This is a genomic window from Pontibacter korlensis (genome assembly GCF_000973725.1).
Taxonomy (GTDB): Bacteria; Bacteroidota; Bacteroidia; order Cytophagales; family Hymenobacteraceae; genus Pontibacter; species Pontibacter korlensis.
Genome location: NZ_CP009621.1, coordinates 3,962,408 through 3,985,477 on the forward strand (window position 1 = coordinate 3,962,408; position 23,070 = coordinate 3,985,477).

The following is a 23,070-nucleotide window of genomic DNA, read 5'->3' on the forward strand; positions in this document are numbered from 1 at the left end:
AATAAATTGTACAGGATGATAATCCTGCTTCTGTCATCTCAGGAATTGCTACCTAATACATGGCATTCTTTCCCATGGGCATTAAGCACAAATACTATCAAGGCATAGCTCACACAGCAAGGAACCAATGAAGATCATAGATTTGCGCATTATGCGCGGACCAAATTACTGGTCGGTGAAGCACCCGAAGCTAATTGTTGTAAAACTAGACTTGGAAGACCTTAAACAGAAAACTACACAAGACATACCTCAATTCTCATCCCGCTTAAAGAAGTTATTTCCCGAGATGCAGCAACACCGTGCTTCAGAAGGAGTGGAGGGCGGTTTCTTTAAGTCTTTAGACGAGGGGACTACCTTTGGGCATATTGTGCAGCATGTGGCGCTTGAACTACAGACTATGACTGGTATGGACAGCGGCTATGGGCGATGCTATCCGGCACATGAGGAAGGCCAGATGATGGTGGTTTTCTCTTACCAGGAGGAGAGGGCAGGAGAATTTGCAGCCTATGCTGCAGTTCGCATCACTGACGCTTTGGTAAAAGGGGAAAGGTACAGGCTGAGCGAAGATATTACGCGACTCCACGACATCCGTGAAGATGAATATTTCGGGCCAAGTACTTATTCTATAGTGTCGGAGGCTGTGAGCAGAGGAATACCCTATATCCGTCTTAATCGCCACTCCCTAATCCAGCTAGGTTATGGGGTAAATCAGAAGCGCATCCAGGCAACCATGACCTGTAGAACAGCGTGCTTTGCTGTAGAAATAGCGGGTGATAAAAAAGCGACTAAGGATATTTTGCATGATGCTGGCATACCTGTGCCAAAGGGGCGCACCATTTATTCTCCCAATGATTTGAAAAAAGCAGTGGAATGGCTAGGATTTCCATTGGTGATAAAGCCGCTGGATGGTAATCATGGGAAAGGCGCTACTATCAACATAAAGAACCTTAAAGATGCTCAAAAAGGATTCGTAGAAGCCAGGAAGTACTCTTCAGGCGTAATTGTGGAGCAGTTTATCGAAGGCTTTGATTTTAGGTTACTGGTTATCAACGGAAAGTTTGTAGCTGCAGCCAAGCGAACGCCAGCTATGGTAACAGGAGATGGTGTTTCTACTATAAAGCAATTAATCGATAGAGAAAATAATGATCCTCGCCGTGGCATTGGTCACGAAAAGGTGCTCACTAAAATAAAGGTCGATCAGCAAACGCGCAGCATCCTCAAAAATCTGAACCTGACTACACAATCCGTGTTGCCAGCAGGTGAGGTGCTATACCTTAAGAGTACAGCTAACATCAGCACGGGTGGTACAGCCACAGATGTTACGGACTTGGTGGACCCATATAACATCCTGATGGCAGAGCGTATTGCTGGTTTAATCGGGTTGGATATATGCGGCATAGATGTAATGACCACTGATATCGCCATTCCGCTTAATGAAGGTAGAGGCGCGGTGTTAGAAGTTAATGCCGCGCCAGGGTTCAGAATGCATATATCGCCTACTTATGGCTTGCCACGTAATGTAGCAGAGCCGGTTGTAGATATGTTGTTCCCACATAACAAGCCAGCACGTATTCCAATTATTGCTGTTACGGGTACTAATGGTAAAACCACCACCACCCGCCTTATTGCGCACATGGTGAAGCATAAGGGGTACCAAGTTGGCTATACGACTACCGAGGGGATATATATCCAGGACAAGCTGTTAGAGAAGGGCGATACGACAGGCTCCTACAGTGCGCAGTTTGTGCTGAAGGACCCAACTGTAAACTTTGCCGTACTGGAATGTGCCAGAGGAGGCTTACTCCGCTCCGGCTTAGGCTTTGAGCAGTGCGACATTGGTATTGTAACCAATGTTAGCTCGGATCACCTGGGCTTGGGTGGCATCAATACACTAGAGGAGCTGGCACGTTTGAAAGCCGTTATACCTAAGAGCGTGAGCAAAGACGGTTATGCTGTACTGAATGCCGATGATGACCTGGTTTATGCTATGGCTGAGGAAGTAGAGTGCAAAGTAGCTCTCTTTAGTATGGATGAGCAGAACCCGCGTATTCTGAAGCACATTGCTAAAGGCGGCCTGGCAGCTGTTTTCGAGAATGGCTACATCTCCATCTTTAAAAACAGCTATAAGATCAGGATAGATCGTGTTGCCGATGTGCCGCTTACATTTGGTGGTAAGGCAAAGTTTAATATCGAGAACATTCTTGCTGCAACCTTGGCAGGTTATATCTCACACTTTGATGTGCAGGATATCAAAACTTCGCTTCGAACATTTATTCCATCGCCTAATAAAACCCCGGGCCGTATGAACCTGTTCAAGTTTCCGAACTTTGACGTGCTGGTAGATTATGCCCATAACGTTGGTGGTTTGCGGGCTGTGGGAGAATATATAAACGCACTGGAGGTATCTAAAAAAGTTGGTATAGTGGCAGCAGTTGGAGACCGTAGGCCACAAGACTTTTATGAAATCGGTTGTGTATCAGGGGAGATTTTTGATGAGGTGATTGTGCGCCTGGATTCTGACTTGCGCGGCAAATCAGCGGAAGAAATTTTAGGACCGGTGCTGCAAGGGTTAGAAGATACTGCACCACATAAGGAAGTACGGCAGATTCCGGAGGAAATGCGTGCCATTGCGTATGCGCTGGAGCATGCAGAACCTGGTTCTATAATTGCCATTTTCACAGAAGATGTGCACGAATCTGTGAAAATGGTAGAGAGTTTCAAGGTAATTCAGGACCGAAAGGTTTTTGTAGAATAAAGTCTAAACACCAATGTTAGAAAATTATAAAAGGAAAATATTACATGTGAACGATGGACTAAAGCCCCTGCCCTAGGTAAGGGCTTTTTTTATGGCTTAAGTATAGGTGAAAACTCTATTTAGTTTAGGTCAGTAGCTAGCTATGTAATCTATCATACTAACTCTAGCTATTAGCTGCCGCTTTTGCACCAAGAAGTAGTACTGTTACTGCTCTATACTTGTTTGAATTGAACATAGCTGACACAAAAAAGCCCCTGCAGAGATGGCAGGGGCTTGAATGCTTTGGCTAAAGAGAAAAAATGTCTATTTCAGAACGAAAGTTGCTTTGCCAATCAGGAAGCCATCTGCATAAAGCTCTACAGTGTGCTGTCCTTTTTTATACTCAGCATTTTTATCGTAAGTAAAGCTTAACGCCTGCTGTGTGTTGTCAAAAACAAAGTCACGCTTGGCAGTATAATACATGTCTTCTCCGTCAACCTGGAAAGTGCCTGAGCCTGTAGAGAGGTTGTACAGTGCAGCACCATCCGGCTCGATCATACGCATGTAAACTGTCTTAGGCTCCTTCTTTGCTACATCGTTTTTAGCCAACGTAAAATCGATGCGAAGTTTGTCGACACGTTTTGCTCTAAACTCATTGTCATCGTCTTCCTTCTCTTTACCACGCTGGTTAATGATGTTTACATTAAGTCCATGCGCCTCGAGCTTGGAAGCTACACGAACTTGCTGGCTAAGTTCCTCATTGGTGGAGCGCATGGTGGTTAAGCTATCAGATAGGCGCGTTTGCGTGGTTTTCAGGTCTGTATTCTCAGTAAACAACACTTCGTTGTCCTGCTTCAGGCGAGCAATTTCTTGGTCTTTCTCCTGCAGCTGTTTTTCGAAGGCACTTGCTCTGTCACGGAAGCGACGCTGATCAGCCAGACTATAGCTTCTTTTTCTAAAACCGCGAAGTTCTTCCAGGTCAGCAGTAATAGTGGCAATTTGTGACTCCAGAGAGTCATTCTCCAGGCCCATAGCAGAAAGCTCTTGGCTCTGACGCTCAAAATCTGCTTTTAAAGCCTCATAGACTTTAATCTGGTTTTCCAGCTCGCTGTTTTTTACGTTGATGATTTCAGCCTGCTCTTCTGTTTTCTCCTTCTTCTGATAGTTCATGTAGATCAGAATGCCATTGATGCTGATAAGCACCACCAAAAGGCCTCCTATCAATAATTTGCGGTTACTTCGTGTTTCAGGAGTGTTTGCTGACATGTTCTTATAATGTTTGATGTTTGATTACCCGATGTTATACATTAGTTTTAGTGCTGGCATAAAAATCCAGAACAGTGCAAGAGTCAAATATATAAATTTGATTTTGTAATATTAGAAAGATGAACCGAGATTTTACCGCAGCATATTGGCAGCAGCGCTACCAGCAAAACCAGACTGGCTGGGATGTTGGAGGTATAACGCAGCCGCTCCGAGATTATTTTGATCAGTTGGACAACAAAGCTGCGCGCATTTTGATTCCGGGCAGTGGCAATGCTTATGAGGCAGAATATTTGTTCTATAACGGGTTTAATAATGTTTACGTAGCTGACGTGGCAGAAGCACCTTTAACGAATTTTGCTTCGCGTGTACCAGCTTTTCCCAAAAGTCACCTCCTGCACCAGAACTTTTTTGAACTACAGGAGCAGTATGACCTGATCATAGAGCAGACGTTCTTCTGCGCCCTCGATCCACAGCTAAGGCCGCAGTATGCAGAAAAAAGTGCCCAGCTTTTAAAACCTGGTGGCAAATTGATGGGCCTGCTCTTTGATACCACATTTTCTAATCCTGGGCCTCCTTTTGGCGGTGATCGTAATGAGTACCGGAAATACTTTGAGCCATACTTCAACTTCCTGCATTTCGAAAAAGCATACAACTCTATTCCACCCAGAGAGGGCCGGGAGCTATTTATTCTTCTGCAGGTAAAGGAGGAGTCTAAAACTATATTAAAGTAATAGAGGAGCCTCAGAATTCGCGTTTGATTTCTACCTTTGCAACACCTTTAAGGCAACCTAAAGTATAAGAGAGATATGTTTGAGATACCAAAGTTAAAGAATACTGATAGCGGCAACTTCTTCCTGATGGCTGGCCCTTGTGCTATAGAGGGGGAGGAGATGGCGCTGCAAATTGCAGAACGTGTAAAAACAATAACAGACAAACTGCAGGTGCCGTGGATTTTTAAAGGCTCTTATCGTAAGGCCAATCGCTCACGCCTGGACTCTTTTGCAGGCATTGGTGATGAAAAGGCATTGAGAATTTTGCAAAAGATTGGCCGAGAGTTTGACGTTCCTGTGGTTACTGATATACATGAAAGCGCTGAGGCTGCCATGGCTGCAGAGTATGTGGATGTGTTACAGATACCTGCTTTTTTATGCCGCCAGACTGACCTTTTGGTAGCTGCTGCCAATACTGGTAAGGTTGTGAATATCAAGAAAGGTCAGTTTTTGTCTGGAGATGCCATGCGATTTGCTGTTGACAAAGTACGCGAATCAGGAAATGACAAGGTAATTCTAACAGACCGTGGGAACAGCTTTGGCTATTCAGATCTGGTGGTTGACTTCAGAAATATACCTGCAATGCGTGCTACTGGTGCACCTGTGGTGATGGACATTACACACTCGTTGCAGCAGCCAAACCAAAGCTCAGGTGTAACAGGAGGTAAGCCAGCGCTGATAGAGACTATCGCAAAGGCTGCAATAGCTGTAGGAGCAGATGGCTTGTTCATTGAGACTCACCCAGAGCCAAGTATTGCTAAGTCTGACGGAGCTAATATGCTTCCATTAGACCAACTGGAAGTACTCCTGCAAAAGCTTGTGCGTATTCGCCAGGCCATTAGCTAGTTTCTTAGATTATTTAACAAAAAGGCCAGAAGAACTTTATATTTAAGCTCTTCTGGCCTTTTTGTTTCAAGCTCCACTTAATTTAGTAAAACAGCGTAAAGTTCTCTTTGGGTTGTTGCTTTCGGAAGAACACCAGGCCTACAAAGTATAAGTCCACGGTTTGGCAAACTTTGGGGTGGCGCTTGATTTCTTTCCAGGCGCGCTTCATTTCTCCAGACCAGTATATATCATCCAGCACGAGCACCGTTCCCTCATGGCTTTTCGCCAGACAACTTTCAAAATACTGCAGTGTTGGCTCGTACCGATGGTTCCCATCCAGAAAAGCTAAGTCAAGCTGCTCAACCTTTTGTAGCTGGCGCTCCAGCGTCTCATCAAGGTTACCCTCTATTAGTTCTATATTTTGGTAGCCGAGCTTAGAAAAGTTCTTCTTTGCAGTTTGGGCAATGTTTGGGCAGCCTTCAAAAGTATAGATGTGAGCTGTTTTTCTGGCTTCTGCCAAGTATGAGGTTGTTATACCGAGTGAGGTACCCAGTTCAAAGATAGTTTGTGGCTGAAAATGATTTGCCAAGCGAAACAGCAGCTGTCCATACTTAGCTGGCTTAGCCGAAGTTCTGGCAATATCCTTTACCTGCCTTGTTTTTTGGTTTATACTTCTGGAGCCAGCACCAAAATCGGTTACCTGTAGTTGGCTACTATCCTGCAGTAAATCATCACGCAGCGTTTCAACTTGGTCGTAGGCCAGAAAGTGACCGGAGTGATGGATTACGTTGTGGTACAGGTCGAACACAAAAGGGGAGTGGACACCGTGCAGCTTATAAGCGCGCAGGCGGTAGTGCAGGTAATCAGCGGCTAAACGGAAGTATGACACAGGGTGTGTTGTGCTATAGCTACAAAGCTAAGTTAAAACTTTTAGCTGAACGCTTTACTGGCTTGTGCTAAAGGTGATTATGTGCTGGTTAATTAAGTTTATAAGGTACAACTAGTGTAAACTCTGGTATGGTTACGTCGAATTTTCGACCATCCACAAGACGCTCCATTAGGTAGGTGCCTCGCATTTTACCAATGCCGGTTTTTAAGTTGCAGCCGGATACATACTCATGCATCTCGCCAGGTTCCAAAGTTGGTTGCTGTCCTACAACTCCTTCACCCTCCACTTCGCGCATTTGGCCTGTAGCATCGTGTATGTACCAATGGCGACGCAGCAGCTTCACAGTAAATTCACTGTTGTTCTCTATCTTTATCCTGTAGGCAAAAACAAAGTGCTGCTGTACCGGACTAGAATAGTCAGGTAAGTAGTTGGTGGTAACACTTACTTTTACACCTTCCGTTGTTTTTGTATCCATGTTCCAGAGTTTTTTGTATACTTAGAAACCATTGCGGCTGCTGCGCATGCGGTAGCGGTTATGGCTTCTTTAAATCTAACCCAACAAGCCAAACTAACCCATGCATGTAAAGATAGAAGAAAGCTGGCAAAATATCTTACAAGATGAATTTGAAAAACCATACTTTAAGGAACTGGTTTCTTTTGTAAGAGACGAATACGCGACACAAAAAGTTTATCCGTCAGGCAACCAGATTTTCAATGCTTTTGAGATGTGCCCTTTCGATAAGGTAAAGGTTGTAATTCTGGGGCAAGACCCATACCATGGACCGAACCAAGCCAACGGCCTGGCTTTTTCGGTAAGTGACAAGGTGCGCACACCGCCATCTCTCCTTAATATTTTTAAAGAGATAAAAAGCGACCTTGGTAAGGATATACCTGCCACAGGAAACCTGGAGCGATGGGCCACTCAAGGTGTACTTCTATTAAATGCCACTCTAACGGTTAGGGCAGGCAATGCAGGCTCTCACCAGCGAAAAGGTTGGGAGGAGTTTACAGATGCAGTGGTGCAAAAGGTAAATGAGCTAAAGGAGAATGTTGTGTTCATGCTCTGGGGGGCTTATGCTCAAAAGAAAGGAGGCTTTATTGATGAGCGAAAACACCTGGTGCTAAAGGCGGCCCATCCCTCGCCGTTTGCAGCGGACAGAGGGTTCTTCGGTAGCCGCCATTTTAGTAAAGCAAATACCTACCTGCAGCAGCATGGCAAGGAACCTGTAGACTGGTAGGGTAGGAGACTCTTCTATATCTTTGAAAAGTGTCATTTCAGATAACTGCTTAAGTAACAGGTAAGCAGCTGTTCTAAATGACACTTTTTAGTTTAATGCTTTACACATCGGCGTGATAGCAGCTTTATTTCATGTTTCTGAATTTTTGCTGCATTACCTGCTGCACCGGCACGTTTTTAATCTTACTGTCGAGCCATGAAATTATATCCAGGTAAAGGAACGGACGTCTGTATAGCGGATTATCAGCAATCTTTAAGAGCGTTTCCTTTAAATCTATGAAGGCGGACTTCAACTCCAGCGGGTTTATATCCGGCAGGTTGCGCAGGAACTTACATATAGCTACCTGCATTGGCTGTTGGTCATTCATTCTGCCTAAGAAACGATAAACCGATTTTACCTGGTAATCCAGTAGCTCATCTTTGCCAGCCTCATAATGGGCAATCAGGTTCAGAATGCGGGCAAAGCATTGTATATCTTCTCTTAAGTTTACGTCCTTATAATGGATAATCTTCTCCAGGTAAATGATTGTGCCATTATAATCGCCGCTGCCAAAGTATAAGCAGGCAATCTTATAAAAGAATATAAGCTGGCGGTGCGGATCTAACTGTTGCTTAAAAACATTGAGGTTGCGTTTAATCTCCGGCACAATCTTTAGACCTTCCGTAAACTGCCCTTCCATATAAAAGGCGTTGATGCGATTCGTATAGATGTACAGGAACAATAACATCTCGATGTTAGGGTTGCTTCTACGGTCGGCGTCAGCTGCAAAATCCTCCAGTTTCTTGAGTGCCTCTTTAAATTTACTATAATAGAGCATGTTGTACAGCGCTAGTAGCAGGTTGTGGAGGCCTTTGATGTAGTCAGTGGTTTGTTGCTGCTTCATAGGAGGCTCCTCCTCAAACAGATCTACCCACTTTTGTGCATAGCGATAGCAGGACTTAAAGTCTTGCAATATATAGTTGTACCACACATGAGACTGGTAAAAAGAGAGCTTCTCAGAGAAGCAGGCTTTCTTGGGATCAAGTGTAGGCACATTGGCCTTGAAGAACTCGGTTAGTTTGTCTCGCTCTTCTTGTGTCCGGGCATGCCCCAGTTTTATATATAGACCATATAGGCGTAAAGCTAAACTGGAGTTATGGTGTATCCGAGATAAGTGGCCTAATAAGTCATTTGCTTCTTCGGTTAAAGCTTCTGCTCTGCCCTCTAAGCTGCGTGTAATATACTGCTGCTCTATCTGCTTCTCAAAGGTTAGTGCGGTTAAAGCTGTATGTTGGTACGAAGCCTGCTGAGCAGCTACTTTGACCTTCTCCAGCATTTTCAGGCTCTGCTGATACAAGCCCTTATTGTATAGAACACGCGCATGGTCTAACTGCTCGTGTAGCTGTATATCCAGGTTCTGGTTAGCATGGTACAGGCGCAGGCTAGCCAACATCTGTTTATAGAGGTTAGCCTTCTGGTTAGCTAGCTGTGCCTTCTTGATTCCGGGAACCTGCTTCAGCACCTGTTCCTCATCATAATGAGACATTCCGTCTAAAGCGTCAAAAAGCTGCAGGAATTTTATATCGCTACTAGAGCCTTGCCTTGTTGCAAATAGCCTGAAATGTCGCTTCTCTGAGCGAGCCAAAGTTTTTATTAATTGAAAAACAGCGTCCTGCGAAACGTTAGACATTGTATATAGTTTCTGTTTATGTTGTTGTATGTCAGTGTATTACAATTGGTGTTGTGCCTCTTAGAAATAGTAGCAACACTTGTAAATAGTTTTTGGTGCCGATGTAAAACCCTGTATTTAGAGGCAAGTTCAGTTGTAAATGTAGTCCGAAAAGAATTAAAAAGAGATGTCGGCACAGAAAATTCAGATATTCGATACCACCCTGCGCGATGGCGAGCAGGTGCCAGGTTGCAAACTAAATAAGGAAGAGAAGCTGGTAATTGCCCGACAACTGGAGGAGCTGGGTGTAGACGTGATTGAAGCTGGGTTTCCGGTTTCAAGCCCTGGTGATTTTGAGGCTGTGCGTGCTATTGCCCGCCAGACAAAACAAGCCACCATATGCGGCCTTTCACGTGCAGTTGAGGAAGATATAAGAGTGGCCGCTGATGCCTTAAAAGAGGCTAAATATGGACGGATACATACTGGTATCGGTACTTCTGAGTCGCATATCAAGTATAAACTACGCTCTACACAAGAGCAAGTTCTGGAGCGTGCAGTACAAGCTGTAAAATTAGCTAAGTCCTTTGTCGAGGATGTAGAATTTTACGCCGAGGATGCCGGCAGAACTGAAAATGAATTCTTAGCCAGAGTATGCTCAGCGGCGGTAAAGGCAGGTGCCACAGTATTAAACATACCTGATACTACTGGTTACTGTCTGCCGCAAGAGTATGGCGCCAAGATAAAGTATCTCTACGAACATGTAGAGGGCATTGAAAACGTAATTCTTTCTACCCACTGTCATAATGACCTGGGTTTGGCAACGGCCAACTCCATAGCTGGAGCTATCAACGGTGCCCGCCAAATAGAGTGTACCATCAACGGAGTAGGGGAGCGAGCTGGCAACACAGCCCTGGAGGAAGTGGTGATGATCATGCGTCAGCATCCGTACCTCAACCTGTATACTTCCGTCAATAGCAAACTTCTCACCGAAACATCTACGCTGGTGTCACATATGATGCGCATGCCAGTACAACCTAACAAAGCTATTGTCGGCGCTAATGCTTTCTCCCACTCCAGTGGTATTCACCAGGATGGCGTGATAAAAAACCGCAGCACCTACGAGATTATTGACCCTAAAGAGGTAGGGGTAGATAGTTCATCAATTGTACTTACTGCCCGCTCAGGAAGAGCTGCTCTTGCCTACAGGCTACAGAAGCTAGGATACAACCTAGAAAAGGAGATGCTGGATATTGCCTACACTTCTTTTCTGGCTGTAGCTGATGTGAAGAAAGAGGTGCTTGATAATGATCTGCACCAGTTGGTAGAGGAGAATAAACTAACACTGGTAAGCTAATATGGCAAAGACGCTTTTTGATAAGATCTGGGATAATCATGTGGTGCGATCTCTGCCAGGAGGTCAGGATGTGTTTTACATTGACCGTCACCTGATACATGAAGTAACAAGCCCGCAGGCATTTGATGAACTGGGGAGGAGAGAACTACCACTTTTCCGTAAAAACCAGATTGTTGCTACTGCTGACCATAACGTTCCTACGCGTAATCAACACCTGCCAATCGAGGAGCCTCTTTCACGCTCTCAGGTAGATAAGCTGACAGAAAACTGCTCTAAATATGGTGTAGAGTTGTTTGGCCTTGGACATGAGCATCAGGGTATTGTGCACGTAATCGGACCTGAGCTAGGTATAACACAGCCAGGTATGACTATGGTGTGCGGTGATAGCCATACTTCTACCCACGGAGCTTTTGGCACCATAGCCTTTGGTATTGGTACCAGCCAGGTAGCGCAGGTAATGGCTTCTCAGTGCTTGCTGCTGAGCCGCCCAAAAAGAATGCGCATAAATGTTACTGGCTCGCTGAGAAAAGGTGTCTCTGCCAAAGACATGATCCTTTATATCATTGCACAACTAGGCACAGGGGGTGCTACTGGCTACTTTGTAGAGTATGCAGGGCAGGCTGTAAGTGAGCTAAGTATGGAGGGGCGCATGACAGTCTGCAACATGAGCATAGAGATGGGTGCGCGTGGTGGTTTGGTAGCACCAGACCAAACAACGCTAAATTATTTAAAAGGCAGAAAGTATGCACCGAAGGGTGAACAGTGGGAGAAAGCTGTAGCATACTGGAGCACACTATACTCCGACAAAAATGCCACGTTCGACGTGGAGTATACTTTCAAGGCTGAAGACATGACCCCGATGATCACTTACGGCACCAATCCAGCTATGGGCATGGCGGTGCAAGAAGCGATACCTGTTTCTACAGCTGAAGTTGATGAGCAGGGGATGCTGAAATCCTTGACTTATATGGGCTTTGCGCCTGGCGAGACTCTCTTAGGCCGTGAGATTACACACGTGTTTATTGGTAGCTGCACAAATTCCCGCATTGAGGATTTACGTGTAGTGGCAGAGTATGTAAAAGGCAAGCGCAAGGCAAATCATGTGGAGGCAATTATAGTCCCTGGTTCCAAGCTAGTGGAGCAGCAGGCAAAAGCTGAAGGGCTTGATACCATACTGGCCGAAGCCGGTTTTGAGCTACGCGAACCAGGCTGTAGTGCCTGCCTTGCCATGAATGAAGATAAAATTCCCGCTGGCGCTTACTGCGTGTCTACTTCAAACAGAAATTTTGAGGGGCGTCAAGGACCAGGGGCGAGAACCTTACTTGCCAGCCCACTAGTTGCGGCTATCACGGCAGTGGAAGGCAAAATTGTAAACATCATGGATTACGTGAACTGATGGAGAAGTTTAAAGTATTACGCTCGCGAGCAGTTCCTCTGCCCGTTGAGAATATAGATACAGATCAAATCATACCAGCCCGTTTCCTGAAGGCAACTACACGCGAAGGATTTGGGGAAAATTTATTCCGGGATTGGCGCTACCACAATGATGGAAGCCCTAAAGCAGACTTTCCATTAAACAATAGCCGCTTCAGTGGTCAGGTTTTGGTAGCCGGAAAGAACTTTGGTTGTGGCTCCAGCCGTGAGCACGCAGCCTGGGCTATATATGATGCTGGTTTTCGTGCTGTTATCAGCAGTTACTTTGCGGATATCTTCAAGGGAAATGCTCTGAACAATGGCTTGTTACCGCTGCAGGTTCCTGAAAACGTGTTGCAACAGTTGCTGAAGCAGATTCAAGAGATTCCAGAGACAGAGTTCATCATAAACCTTGAGCAACAAGAGCTACAGGTACCTGTCATGGAGCTGGTAGTGCCTTTCGAAATTGATGCCTATAAGAAAGAGTGTCTTTTGAATGGCTACGATGATATTGATTTTCTGGTAAGCCAGAAGAGTGAAATTGAAAACTATGAAGCAAACAGACCATGGGTGTATTAGATAAGAAAATAGTGGTTCTTCCGGGAGACGGTATTGGACCGGAAGTGTGCCAGGAGGCTGTAAAAGTACTACAGGCTGTTGCAGAAAAATTTAATCACACGTTTACTTTCCGCTATGAGCTAATGGGAGCTTGTGCTATTGATGCAACAGGTACTCCTTTACCAGCAGAAACTCTTGAAGCCTGTGAATGGGCAGATGCCGTTTTGCTTGGAGCTATAGGGGATCCAAAGTATGATAAAGATCCTAGTGCAAAGGTAAGACCAGAGCAAGGACTTCTTGGGCTGCGCAAAGCACTAGGGCTTTATGCCAACTTGCGCCCAGTTGTTGCATATGAGCAACTTCTTGAGTACTCTCCGCTTAAGCCTGAGCGCATTGCTGGTACAGACATTCTGATTTACCGTGAACTTACTGGCGGAACATATTTTGGAGAAAAAGGCCGCGACGAAAATAGTGCATATGACACCTGTACATATACCAGAGAAGAGGTAGAACGCATTGCCCATCAAGCTTTTAAAGCTGCTGCTTCACGTCATGGTATCCTAACCCTGGTAGATAAGGCAAATGTGCTGGAGACATCAAGATTATGGAGAGAGGTGGTGCAGGAGGTCTCTCAATTGTATAAAGATGTACAGGTCGATTACTTATTTGTGGACAATGCTGCCATGCAGCTTATCCTGAATCCCAGACAGTTTGATGTGATACTGACAGAAAACATGTTTGGTGACATACTATCTGATGAAGCCTCAGTTATTGGTGGTTCTATCGGGTTGTTACCTTCAGCATCTATTGGTGATGGCGTAGGAGTGTTTGAGCCGATACATGGTTCTTTCCCTCAAGGTAAGGGCAAAGGTATTGCCAACCCTATAGCTGCCATACTTTCTGCTGCCATGCTTCTAGACTACCTGGAGCTTCCAACCGAGGCTGCTTGTGTAAGAGAAGGTGTGCAGAAGGCAATCAACAGCAATATCCTGACACAGGAACTTAACAAGGAGTCGCCTTATACAACAGAGCAGATAGGTAATTTCATAGCCTATACGGTGTTAGAAGGCGATGAAGTGGAGCCTCATAAAAGCAACATAGAGATTGGTCTGAGTACCATCATCTAAAATGATAAAGAAAATAGTTTTGATTAGTTTTTAATTCCAGATTGATTAAGCTGCTTTCTTCTGGATTGCAGTTTTTTAAAGCATGTGCTTCTCAGGTTTGAGCGCACTAAAAAGCCGCTGATTTGGGTTTCAGCGGCTTTCTTTTTTCTATTGCCAGCGGGTGTTGCTGAAATTGTCTGGATCAAACCAACCGTCGTTGGTGCTTTTCGGAAAGCTCATGTTGTAGTATACTTCACGTAGGGTTGTTTCCCCATTCGTTTTGAAAACTATTTCAGTTGCAACCCATTTCTTTTCTATCAATTGGTAGTTGTTCATTTCAACATCCCTGACAGTTCCTTTGTTATTCGTTAGCACCCTTAGTACATACAGTCGCTCTTTGTCTACCCAGAACTGATTGCTAGCATCATCTTTTGGGTCAGTGGTGCCAATTACATAAGCCTTGCGGCCCTGCCAGTTCGCTTCGTATACTTTGTTCATGTCAAACTTAAGCTGCTCCAGCTTTGCATGTGTTTCCTCTGGCTTATAGAAGTATACATCGAAAGACAACAGCAAGAGTGGGTGAATCTGGGGCATTTTTCCTGCCAATTTGTGCTCTTTAAAGCGGTAAACAGAATCTTGAGCAAACACTGCACCGTTACCAGTCTCAAAACCATCGAAACGAATATGTAGTCGTCCGGGCTGGCTATATATCTCCTGCCATACTTCCTGTTTAGTCACTTGTCCTTTCTCGTAGAAAATAGCACGTTGCTCAAACTGAAAGTTTGGGTACCATTTGCCTTGCCAGCGCTTATACATTGCATTTACTACTTCTGCACCAGTTTTAAACTTAGGTCTGGCTGCCTCGGCAAAGCTATAGCAGGATAGAAAAGAGAGGCAAAGCAGTACTAAGCTACGCCGTCTAAAAAAATGTTTTTTCATAGTGGTTGATTTGGTTAACTGGGGCTTCAAATTACTAAAATACTCTGATGCTGTATCCTTATTTGATTTATGGTAGGCACGCCTTTTTTTCCTACCTTCATGGTTTATCAAAACGGAGAGCTATGCTTAAAATATACCATAACAATCGTTGCAGCAAGAGTCGCCAAACTCTTGCGCTGCTCAATGAAGCAGGGCAGGAGGTAGAAGTAATAGAGTATCTTAAAACCCCTCCAACCGCTGAGGAGCTGCGCGATATACTAAAGAAGTTAAACATGAAACCGGTGCAGCTGCTTCGTAAAGGGGAAGCTGTTTACAAAGAGCAGTTTAACGGCAAGCAGCTAAGCGATGACGAGTGGATACAGGTGATGGTGGAGAATCCGGTTCTGATAGAGCGGCCTATCGTAGTGAAAGATAATAAAGCTGTACTTGGGCGTCCGCCTGAAAACGTGCAAGTGTTATTGTAACAGCTCTAATCAAGGCCGAATTTCTATTGAGGAGGCATTAAAAACAGAAAGAGCACCGTATCCGGTGCTCTTTCTGTTTTTAATGCTGTTGCACTGCAACTTAAATTCTTCTGATCTGCGCTCCAATTGCATTTAAACGACCATCGATATTTTGATAGCCACGGTCAATCTGCTCTACGTTATCGATGATACTTGTTCCTTCTGCAGAGAGTGCTGCTATAAGAAGTGCTACACCTGCACGAATGTCAGGAGAGGCCATGCGTATGCCACGTAAAGGAATCTGCTTGTTCAGGCCAATGATCGTAGCACGGTGCGGGTCGCAAAGTATGATCTGGGCACCCATATCTATAAGTTTGTCTACAAAGAAAAGACGGCTCTCAAACATCTTCTGGTGAATCAGCACTGTACCTTTTGCCTGCGTGGCTGTTACCAACGCTACACTCAATAGATCAGGGGTTAGTCCTGGCCAGGTATGGTCAGAGATGTTCAGGATGCTACCATCAATATAGGTATCTACCACATAATTATCCTGCTCCGGAATAAAGATGTCATCTCCACGGAACTCCATCTTAATACCCAAGCGCTGGAAAGTGTCTGGTATTAGGCCAAGTTCCGGAATCTGGCAATCTTTTATAGTGATTTCAGAACCTGTCATAGCAGCCATTCCGATAAAAGAGCCGATCTCGATCATATCAGGGAGCATGCGGTGTTCTGTGCCACCTAATTTCTCCACGCCCTCTATCACTAGTAGGTTAGAGCCTATACCACTTACCTTGGCTCCCATACGGTTAAGCATGCGGCTCAACTGCTGTATGTAAGGCTCGCAGGCTGCATTGTATATAGTGGTAGTACCCTCTGCCAGAGCAGCGGCCATCAGGATGTTGGCTGTTCCTGTTACAGAAGCCTCGTCTAACAGCATGTAAGTACCGTGTAGCTTTTCTGCAGTGGCGCTATAAAAAGCATCAGGAGTGTCGTAATTAAATTTTGCTCCTAACTTTTCTAAGCCAATAAAGTGCGTGTCCAGGCGGCGGCGACCTATCTTGTCTCCACCTGGTTTCGGCATTTTAGCTTTTCCAAAACGAGCCAACAGAGGTCCAACTATCATTACGGAGCCTCGGATAGCACGTCCCTGCTCTACAAACTGATCTGAGTTAAGGTACTCAAGGTTTATATCGTCTGCCTGGAAAGTATAGGTGTCAGGAGCGTTGCGCTCTACTTTCACTCCCATATCTTGCAGGAGTTCGATAAGCTTATTTACGTCCCTGATGTCAGGTACATTGGAGATTACAACTGGTTCAGAGGTTAGCAGCACAGCGCACAGTATCTGTAGTGCCTCGTTTTTGGCACCCTGCGGGTATATATCGCCTTTTAGTTTATTACCACCAATTACTTCAAAAGAAGCCATGTATTATTTATTTCTTTGATTAGAGGAACGGTTGCTTTTCTTGTTTCGATTGTTCTGGTTGGTAGAACGCTGCTGGTAACTATTATCCTGTTGCTTAGGATTTGATTCAAACAAGTTATTGCTTTCAATGTACTGCAGGTCCATATCCAGCTGTCCATTTGAGATCTGGCGAATATCGTCCAGAATTACATCATCTGTGATGTTTTCCTTATTGTAAGACTTGTAAAGCGTTTTCATCAGCTTACCAATGGAGATGATAGCAGCATCACGCTCTTTAGGGTCTTCCAGTTCAGTGGCCTTCTGCACGAGCAGTTCTACATTCTGGCCGTAGTGCTTATACTTAGGCGTATCCAGCGGGTACTCCATTTTCTGAGGCTTGTCGTTCAGGTACTCCATGGCGCTCAGTGGGTAGGGCGCATCCACATCCAGGGAAGAGCCTGACATCACGAACAGGTGGTTCCAGAGTTTCTGCTGGTAATCCTGTGTGTCACGCAGCTGAGGGTTCAGCTTGGCCATCAGGTTAATGAGCAGTTGCGACAGGCGTGTGCGCTCTTTACGGTCCTCAACTTTAGATATATAGTTTACAAGGTCCTGTACATTGCGGCCGTACTCTCGCAGCAAAAGCTCTTGTTTAAAAGTGGTACTCGCTTCCATTATGTCAGATTAAGAAATTCAAAAATAGGAATTATGAATTATATATTACGCCATACTCACTAATTTGCATGAGTAAGTTTTCTTTGAGCCTTTTTCGCTCAAGAACGAAAGTAGTAAGTATACTCCCGGTATGGTAGCTACTTACTACAGCTGTAGAGATCTTATAACGCCAAGTTGTATCTAAATTAGCTAGTCTTACTCATGTATGCGTAGTTTGGCAAAGCTCAGGAGCAGCGTTTTCTCGCCTACCTCGTCGAAGTTGATGATGGCTTTGGTACTATTACCCTGCGTATCCATTTTGGTTACTACGCCGAACCCAAATTTAGGATGTTCTACCTTCATGCCTGCAGCCAACTTGGATGTGTCGCTTGGCTTAAAGTCAGCTGGCGGAGTATAAGCTGTTGCAGCTTGCTTGCGGGGTGGTGGCGATACTAAGCTGCTAATGCTGCTTTTACGCTGAAGTACCCTGTCAAATACGTTGCCTCCACCTACAGAGTGGCTCTCACCATACTTAAAATTAAGGAACTTTGGATCAATCTCATCCAGGAAGCGGCTCTTCTCACAGGCACGCAGGTTACCCCACTGGTAACGGCTGGTAGCATAAGTTAGATATAGCTTTTTCTCAGCACGGGTAATAGCTACATAGAATAAACGGCGTTCCTCTTCCAGGTCAGCGCGGGAGTTTAGCATCATCTGGCTTGGGAAGAGGTTTTCTTCCATACCCACAATAAACACGTTCTTAAACTCAAGGCCCTTGGCAGAGTGGATGGTCATGAGCGTGACAAACTCTCCATCGTCATCTGCCTTGGTATCCGCATCCGTAACCAGCGCAATATCCTGCAGGAAAGCGGATAGGCTTTTATCTTCCTTCTCAGGATCATCCACATACTCTTTTATACCATTGAGCAACTCTTGTATGTTCTCATAACGTGCCAGGCCCTCTACGGTTTTATCCTGGTACAATTCATCCACAATACCAGAGTGCTTGGCTATATGCTTGGCAACTTCAAAAGCATCGCTATTTTCAGCAATGCGGGCAAAGTCGCGGATCATGATGGAGAAGTTCTCTATAGCTGTGCCCACGCGGTTACCTAAGAATTCAGTGGCATTCTGCACAACTTCCCAAACGCTATGGTTGGTTTCGTTAGCCGTTACGAACAGCTTTTGCTCTGTAGTCTCACCGATTCCACGCTTAGGGTAGTTGATAACGCGTCGCAGTGCCTGCTCATCATTAGGGTTCACCGTCAGACGCAGGTAAGCGATCAGGTCCTTTATTTCCTTGCGTTGGTAGAAGGAGAGGCCACCTATTATTTTATACTTGATGTTCATGCGGCGCAGGGCTTCTTCCATGGCCCTTGACTGCGCATTGGTACGATATAATATAGCGAAGTCGTCGTAGGAGAGGTGGTTATTCATCTTCTCCTCAAAAATGGTAGTAGCTACTAGTTTACCTTCTTCGTTATCTGAATTCGCTTTAATTACCTCAATTAGCGGTCCCTGCTCATTATCTGTATATACATCTTTTTTGAGCTGGGCAGTGTTGTTGCGGATTACAGAGTTAGCAGCATGCACAATGTTTTTGGTGGAGCGGTAGTTTTGCTCCAGTTTGAATACCTGTAGCTCAGGGTAGTCTCGTTCAAAATTCAGGATGTTCTGTATGTCAGCACCCCGGAAAGCATAGATGGACTGTGCATCGTCACCTACCACCACGATGTTTCGATTCTGAGCAGCCAACTTACGCGTAATCAGGTACTGCGAGTAGTTTGTGTCCTGATACTCATCTACCATCACAAATTTAAAAATGTTCTGGTACTTGTTTAGCGCGTCTGGGTGATCTTTAAAAAGCACGTTGGTATTGAACAGCAAATCATCAAAGTCCATGGCACCCGCACGGAAGCAGCGGCTTTGGTACATCTCATAGATCTTCCCGATCTTCGGGCGCATGGCAGCCTCGTCATCAGCCTGTATCACAGCGTCGTTGATGTACTGCTTAACCGAGATCAGCTTGTTTTTGGCTGCAGAGATGCGACTCAGCACTACGTTAGGCTTGTAGAGCTTATCATCCAGATTCATCTCCTTCACAATATTGCGGATTAGTGTTTTGGAGTCGTCCGTATCGTAGATGGTGAAGCTCTTAGGGTAACCGATTTTCTCAGCCTCAGCACGTAGAATGCGGGAGAAGACGGAGTGGAAGGTACCCATCCAAATGTTTTTTGCCTCATTTCCTATCACCTTCTCGATACGGTGGCGCATCTCCTTTGCCGCTTTGTTGGTAAAGGTGAGGGCAAGTATGTTGAAAGGGTCTACACCCTGGCTGATCAAGTGTGCAATCCGGTATGTAAGTACTCTTGTTTTACCAGAGCCGGCACCTGCAATAATCATGGCTGGACCATCAGTATGCAATACTGCCGCGCGCTGCGACTCGTTTAATAAGCTTATATAATCCATTTCTTCTCTTCCGCGTGCTTAAAATCCATGCAATTTACGAATTGATATCCTTTTTTTAGAACCTTGTTTTCTCTTTCCTTAACAGGATTAGAATGATTGTTCAAATGTTGATTAGAGATGCCACAAGTATAAACCTGCTATAAGATGAACACCTTCCGGGCGCAAAGCGTTTAGCCATAGGGGAGAAGGTTCTATAATTGCTGATGCCCTACATTTGCCAGCTGTTTTGGTCGCATTTTTGTTAAAAAGCCTTTAGCGCTTACTTTTGCAGATTGCCAGAACATAACATATAACATATTGAGATATCATCACCATACCCTTATGCACCGTCTTCCAAAGTTAAAGACACTCTTACTGCTTTGCTTGCTTAGCGGCATGAGCCATGTTGGGGTAGCGCAACAAAAGTCTACAGGTACAGCAAAACCTACTACTACGGCAGCTAGAAAAGCAGCCCCTGCAACAGGTAAAAGTACTGCTACTGTCAGTACTAAACCAGCCGCAGCAGCGCCTGCTCCGGTTATCAGGCGTATATGGCGCACTCCTGTTATGGATGAGGCGATGTACTACTATACCTCCCTAGATTTTCAAAAAGCGCAAGAGAAATTTAAGGCCGCTGCTGCGCAGGGTGAGCATGATGCTTATTACTTTCTGGGACGCATGCATCAGTACCGCGAACTAAAGTATGATTCGGTGCAGATAGATACCATACAGCAGGTCCAGAATGCTGAAAAGTACTTCTCCGCCAACCGCGACTCTGCCCGCTATTATTATACAATGGCTTTGGATAGCGGAAGTGTTTTAGCCAATCTTGGTATGGCGGAACTAATGACGTTGCGTAGCGAAGAAGATACACAGCGCTTTTTGCAGCGTATGCGCACAGCTGCTATCACCATAAGAGAGAAAGCAGTAGAGGGTGATGCTTTCTGCAACCGCATATTGGGTGGCATGTATTATACCGGGTATGGTGAGATGAAGAACCATTCCCTTGCTTATAACTACATCCGTCGTGCAGCCGATGCAAATGACGTGGCAGCCTATGCTTCATTAGCAAATTTATACCTTAATGGTGAAGGTGTTGCCAAAGACACTGATAAAGCTGTATACTGGCTCCAGAAGGGTGTTGCAGCAGGCGAACGTGAGTCTATTTATACTCTGGCGCTTTTATATGAAGAGGGAACACTGGGTGAGGTTAAAATAGATGCTGCTCGCGACTTATATAGGAAAGCTGTATCCAAGGGCAGTGTAAACGCTTTTGAACAGTTGATCTACATCAACCAGACGCCCAACCAAAAAGTTGTAATAGCAGCCATCAACCGTGATCCGGAAATGCTGCAGCGCGCATTAGCTGCCGGAGGAGATGCCAATACACAGGAAGAGCCGGAAGACTATGAGGCTAACCTATATAAGCGCACACCGTTGATGCACGCCCTGTATGTGCCCATGCTGTTAGAGGATTATGGCGTAGAGTATCAGCCGGGAGCTCGTTTGAAAGCAGCCAGCCTTCTACTTAACAATGGTGCTGATGTAAATGCCCAGGATATAAACGGTAAAACTGCCCTGCATTATGTTGTGAGTAGTTCACGTATCAGAACTGAGTTTTATGAACTAGAGCAGGTACAACTACTGGATACTTTGCTGGCTCATGGCGCTAACCCTAACATAAAAGATAAAGAAGGGAACACAGTACTGGCACAGGCGCTTCATGCTACCATTGGGCAGCATATCGGTATAATGGAGCTGGAGAGGCTCCTGCAGTCTGGCGCTAACCCGAATGTGGTAAACAACGAAGGTAAAACACCTCTCATGCTGGCCTGTGAAATTGATGCTAACTTTGAGATTATATTAGCCCTGCTACAAGCCGATGCCGATGTTACTATAACTGACAATACGGGTAGAGCTGCTATTGATTATACTAAACACGAGAACGTTCAGAATATACTTTTGGCGGCAGGCTCACCTCAAAAGCAGAATTAGACTTTAATTTATTAAGATCTAGAAAAGAGGCGCCTATAGTTGTGCCTCTTTTTTTTGTCCTGTTTACACTGGAAACCTGCACTGCCAACTGAGTTTTTGAGGTAATGCGTTTTAAACTTATTTATGGCTACCTTTGTCTCTTTAATATTCAGGTAAAAGGCTTGATGCTTTTTCCTTTTGTTTTTAGCCATTGTAATTGACATGATAGTTCTTCAGAATACCGTTATAAGCGACGATGTTCGCGACCAGTTTTTCGTATGTAACCTTGAGAAATGTAAAGGGGCCTGCTGCGTTGAAGGTGATCTGGGAGCACCGCTGGAGGAGGAGGAACTGCAAATTCTTACAGATCATTACGATCAGATAAAGCCGTACATGTCTGAGGCCGGTTTAAAGGCGGTGGATGATCAAGGCTTATATATCAAGGATTGGGAAGGCGATTACTCGACACCAACCATTGGTAACCGTGAGTGTGCCTACGCTATTTACGATACCGACAATACCCTTAAGTGCGCAATTGAGCAGGCTTATTACGATGGTAAAATTGATTGGAAAAAGCCGATCTCCTGCCATCTTTACCCAATCCGAATTACAAAATATGATGGCTTCGAAGCCCTTAACTACGACCGTTGGGGCATCTGCAGTTCAGCCTGTAGCTTTGGTCAGGATCTGGGAGTACGCGTTTATCAGTTTCTAAAAGAACCTCTTATCCGTAAGTATGGCGAGAGCTGGTATAGTGAGCTGGAGCAACTGATGGAAAACGAAGAAGCTGCTGCTTCATCTAAATAAATTCACTCTGGATTAGCTTATCTAAAACAGGAGTGCTTCTGTAATAAGTTTCTTACCTTCTCTTATCACCTCACTATGAATACATCAACAATTATTGATCTTGGCTTCTACAAAATAGAGGTGGAGGAGAGTAGTAATCTTGTAAAGGCAGATTGGACCAGATCTGTTAACAAAGACGAAATGGTAGCAGGTGGTACAAAGCTGTATGAGGTTTTGCGAGATACAAAGCTTGAAAATGCCATAGCTGATGCCAGAAAGCTTACCGCTTTATCTTCTGAGACGAAGGAATGGATGGCTAGCAAGTTTTATGAATTGCTATCACAGACAAACGTTAAAAAGGTAGCTCGGGTAGTACCGAATGATGTGTTCTCCAGAATTGCGTTAGAATCTGTAGTTACCAGGGCAGAAGCACTCGGTGTTACCAAATTTGAGGTCAAAAGCTTTACAAGTCCAACCATAGCTCTAGCTTGGCTTAATAGCTAAACAACATCTTTCCCTAATTACCATATGAACTGCCATCGCCCTGATGGCAGTTTTTTATTTTTATTTTCAGTAGACTGTATCTTTTTACGAAATTATCGTATAATTACGAAAAGTTC

The 23,070-nt window shown here is 44.9% G+C and carries 20 protein-coding genes; 12 read left to right on the top strand and 8 right to left on the bottom strand.

Annotation, left to right across the window (positions count from 1 at the left end; genetic code table 11):
* Nucleotides 1-127: 127 nt before the first annotated feature.
* Complete coding sequence (cphA, locus tag PKOR_RS17025; protein WP_046312340.1) at nucleotides 128-2,755, top strand: cyanophycin synthetase; 2,628 nt, start codon at nucleotides 128-130, stop codon at nucleotides 2,753-2,755.
* Between the two features lie 303 nt (nucleotides 2,756-3,058).
* On the opposite strand, the gene PKOR_RS17030 is transcribed toward cphA, so the two are convergent.
* Entirely contained in the window at nucleotides 3,059-4,000 is a 942-nt protein-coding gene (locus PKOR_RS17030) for a hypothetical protein (RefSeq protein ID WP_046312341.1), read from the bottom strand.
* Between the two features lie 119 nt (nucleotides 4,001-4,119).
* On the opposite strand from PKOR_RS17030, the gene PKOR_RS17035 reads away from it, so the two are divergent.
* Nucleotides 4,120-4,731, top strand: coding sequence for a methyltransferase domain-containing protein (locus PKOR_RS17035; RefSeq protein ID WP_046312342.1), 612 nt, complete (start codon nucleotides 4,120-4,122; stop codon nucleotides 4,729-4,731).
* Between the two features lie 75 nt (nucleotides 4,732-4,806).
* The gene (gene kdsA / locus PKOR_RS17040) at nucleotides 4,807-5,616 is read left to right on the top strand and encodes a 3-deoxy-8-phosphooctulonate synthase (protein ID WP_046312343.1); all 810 of its coding nucleotides are present in this window, start codon (nucleotides 4,807-4,809) and stop codon (nucleotides 5,614-5,616) included.
* A gap of 82 nt (nucleotides 5,617-5,698) precedes the next feature.
* Here the strand turns inward: kdsA and PKOR_RS17045 are convergent, their stop codons facing one another.
* Together PKOR_RS17045 and apaG are read right to left on the bottom strand one after the other, a co-directional pair.
* A complete protein-coding gene (locus PKOR_RS17045) occupies nucleotides 5,699-6,484 on the bottom strand; it encodes an O-methyltransferase (protein ID WP_046312344.1) in 786 nt (261 codons plus the stop codon).
* A gap of 88 nt (nucleotides 6,485-6,572) precedes the next feature.
* Complete coding sequence (gene apaG, locus PKOR_RS17050) at nucleotides 6,573-6,959, bottom strand: Co2+/Mg2+ efflux protein ApaG (RefSeq protein WP_046312345.1); 387 nt, start codon at nucleotides 6,957-6,959, stop codon at nucleotides 6,573-6,575.
* A gap of 100 nt (nucleotides 6,960-7,059) precedes the next feature.
* Here apaG and ung point away from each other — a divergent pair, with 100 nt between their 5' ends.
* Nucleotides 7,060-7,722: a uracil-DNA glycosylase gene (gene ung, locus PKOR_RS17055; RefSeq protein WP_046312346.1), complete on the top strand. Its 663-nt coding sequence runs from the start codon at nucleotides 7,060-7,062 to the stop codon at nucleotides 7,720-7,722.
* A 124-nt stretch (nucleotides 7,723-7,846) separates the two neighbouring features.
* On the opposite strand, the gene PKOR_RS17060 is transcribed toward ung, so the two are convergent.
* The gene (locus tag PKOR_RS17060; protein WP_046312347.1) at nucleotides 7,847-9,391 is read right to left on the bottom strand and encodes a hypothetical protein; all 1,545 of its coding nucleotides are present in this window, start codon (nucleotides 9,389-9,391) and stop codon (nucleotides 7,847-7,849) included.
* A gap of 166 nt (nucleotides 9,392-9,557) precedes the next feature.
* Here PKOR_RS17060 and PKOR_RS17065 point away from each other — a divergent pair, with 166 nt between their 5' ends.
* From PKOR_RS17065 to leuB, 4 genes are read left to right on the top strand one after another with little or no spacing between them, the layout of a single operon-like run.
* The gene (locus tag PKOR_RS17065; RefSeq protein WP_052738927.1) at nucleotides 9,558-10,724 is read left to right on the top strand and encodes a 2-isopropylmalate synthase; all 1,167 of its coding nucleotides are present in this window, start codon (nucleotides 9,558-9,560) and stop codon (nucleotides 10,722-10,724) included.
* 1 nt (nucleotide 10,725) lies between these two features.
* Nucleotides 10,726-12,120, top strand: a complete 1,395-nt coding sequence (gene leuC / locus PKOR_RS17070; protein ID WP_046312348.1) for a 3-isopropylmalate dehydratase large subunit — start codon at nucleotides 10,726-10,728, stop codon at nucleotides 12,118-12,120.
* Complete coding sequence (gene leuD / locus PKOR_RS17075) at nucleotides 12,120-12,716, top strand: 3-isopropylmalate dehydratase small subunit (RefSeq protein WP_046312349.1); 597 nt, start codon at nucleotides 12,120-12,122, stop codon at nucleotides 12,714-12,716. Before leuC ends, leuD begins: the two co-directional genes overlap by 1 nt.
* Nucleotides 12,704-13,822, top strand: a complete 1,119-nt coding sequence (leuB, locus tag PKOR_RS17080; RefSeq protein WP_046312350.1) for a 3-isopropylmalate dehydrogenase — start codon at nucleotides 12,704-12,706, stop codon at nucleotides 13,820-13,822. The genes leuD and leuB overlap by 13 nt, the downstream gene beginning before the upstream one ends.
* Before the next feature lie 147 nt (nucleotides 13,823-13,969).
* Here the strand turns inward: leuB and PKOR_RS17085 are convergent, their stop codons facing one another.
* On the bottom strand, nucleotides 13,970-14,740 hold the full coding sequence (locus PKOR_RS17085) for a LolA-like protein (RefSeq protein WP_046312351.1): 771 nt from the start codon (nucleotides 14,738-14,740) through the stop codon (nucleotides 13,970-13,972).
* Between the two features lie 122 nt (nucleotides 14,741-14,862).
* Here PKOR_RS17085 and arsC point away from each other — a divergent pair, with 122 nt between their 5' ends.
* Complete coding sequence (arsC, locus tag PKOR_RS17090; protein WP_046314607.1) at nucleotides 14,863-15,204, top strand: arsenate reductase (glutaredoxin); 342 nt, start codon at nucleotides 14,863-14,865, stop codon at nucleotides 15,202-15,204.
* Nucleotides 15,205-15,304: 100 nt separating this feature from the next.
* Here the strand turns inward: arsC and murA are convergent, their stop codons facing one another.
* The 3 genes from murA to PKOR_RS17105 all read right to left on the bottom strand — a co-directional run bounded on the left by murA (nucleotide 15,305) and on the right by PKOR_RS17105 (nucleotide 19,711).
* On the bottom strand, nucleotides 15,305-16,609 hold the full coding sequence (murA, locus tag PKOR_RS17095; protein WP_046312352.1) for a UDP-N-acetylglucosamine 1-carboxyvinyltransferase: 1,305 nt from the start codon (nucleotides 16,607-16,609) through the stop codon (nucleotides 15,305-15,307).
* Nucleotides 16,610-16,612: 3 nt separating this feature from the next.
* A complete protein-coding gene (locus PKOR_RS17100; RefSeq protein WP_046312353.1) occupies nucleotides 16,613-17,263 on the bottom strand; it encodes a DUF4290 domain-containing protein in 651 nt (216 codons plus the stop codon).
* Between the two features lie 195 nt (nucleotides 17,264-17,458).
* Nucleotides 17,459-19,711, bottom strand: coding sequence for an ATP-dependent helicase (locus tag PKOR_RS17105; protein WP_046312354.1), 2,253 nt, complete (start codon nucleotides 19,709-19,711; stop codon nucleotides 17,459-17,461).
* Between the two features lie 321 nt (nucleotides 19,712-20,032).
* On the opposite strand from PKOR_RS17105, the gene PKOR_RS17110 reads away from it, so the two are divergent.
* The 3 genes from PKOR_RS17110 (at nucleotide 20,033) to PKOR_RS17125 (ending at nucleotide 22,954) form a co-directional block, all read left to right on the top strand.
* A complete protein-coding gene (locus PKOR_RS17110; RefSeq protein ID WP_046312355.1) occupies nucleotides 20,033-21,685 on the top strand; it encodes an ankyrin repeat domain-containing protein in 1,653 nt (550 codons plus the stop codon).
* A 201-nt stretch (nucleotides 21,686-21,886) separates the two neighbouring features.
* The gene (locus PKOR_RS17120) at nucleotides 21,887-22,471 is read left to right on the top strand and encodes a DUF3109 family protein (protein WP_046312357.1); all 585 of its coding nucleotides are present in this window, start codon (nucleotides 21,887-21,889) and stop codon (nucleotides 22,469-22,471) included.
* Nucleotides 22,472-22,546: 75 nt separating this feature from the next.
* A complete protein-coding gene (locus PKOR_RS17125; RefSeq protein WP_046312358.1) occupies nucleotides 22,547-22,954 on the top strand; it encodes a hypothetical protein in 408 nt (135 codons plus the stop codon).
* The last annotated feature ends 116 nt before the right edge of the window (nucleotides 22,955-23,070 follow it).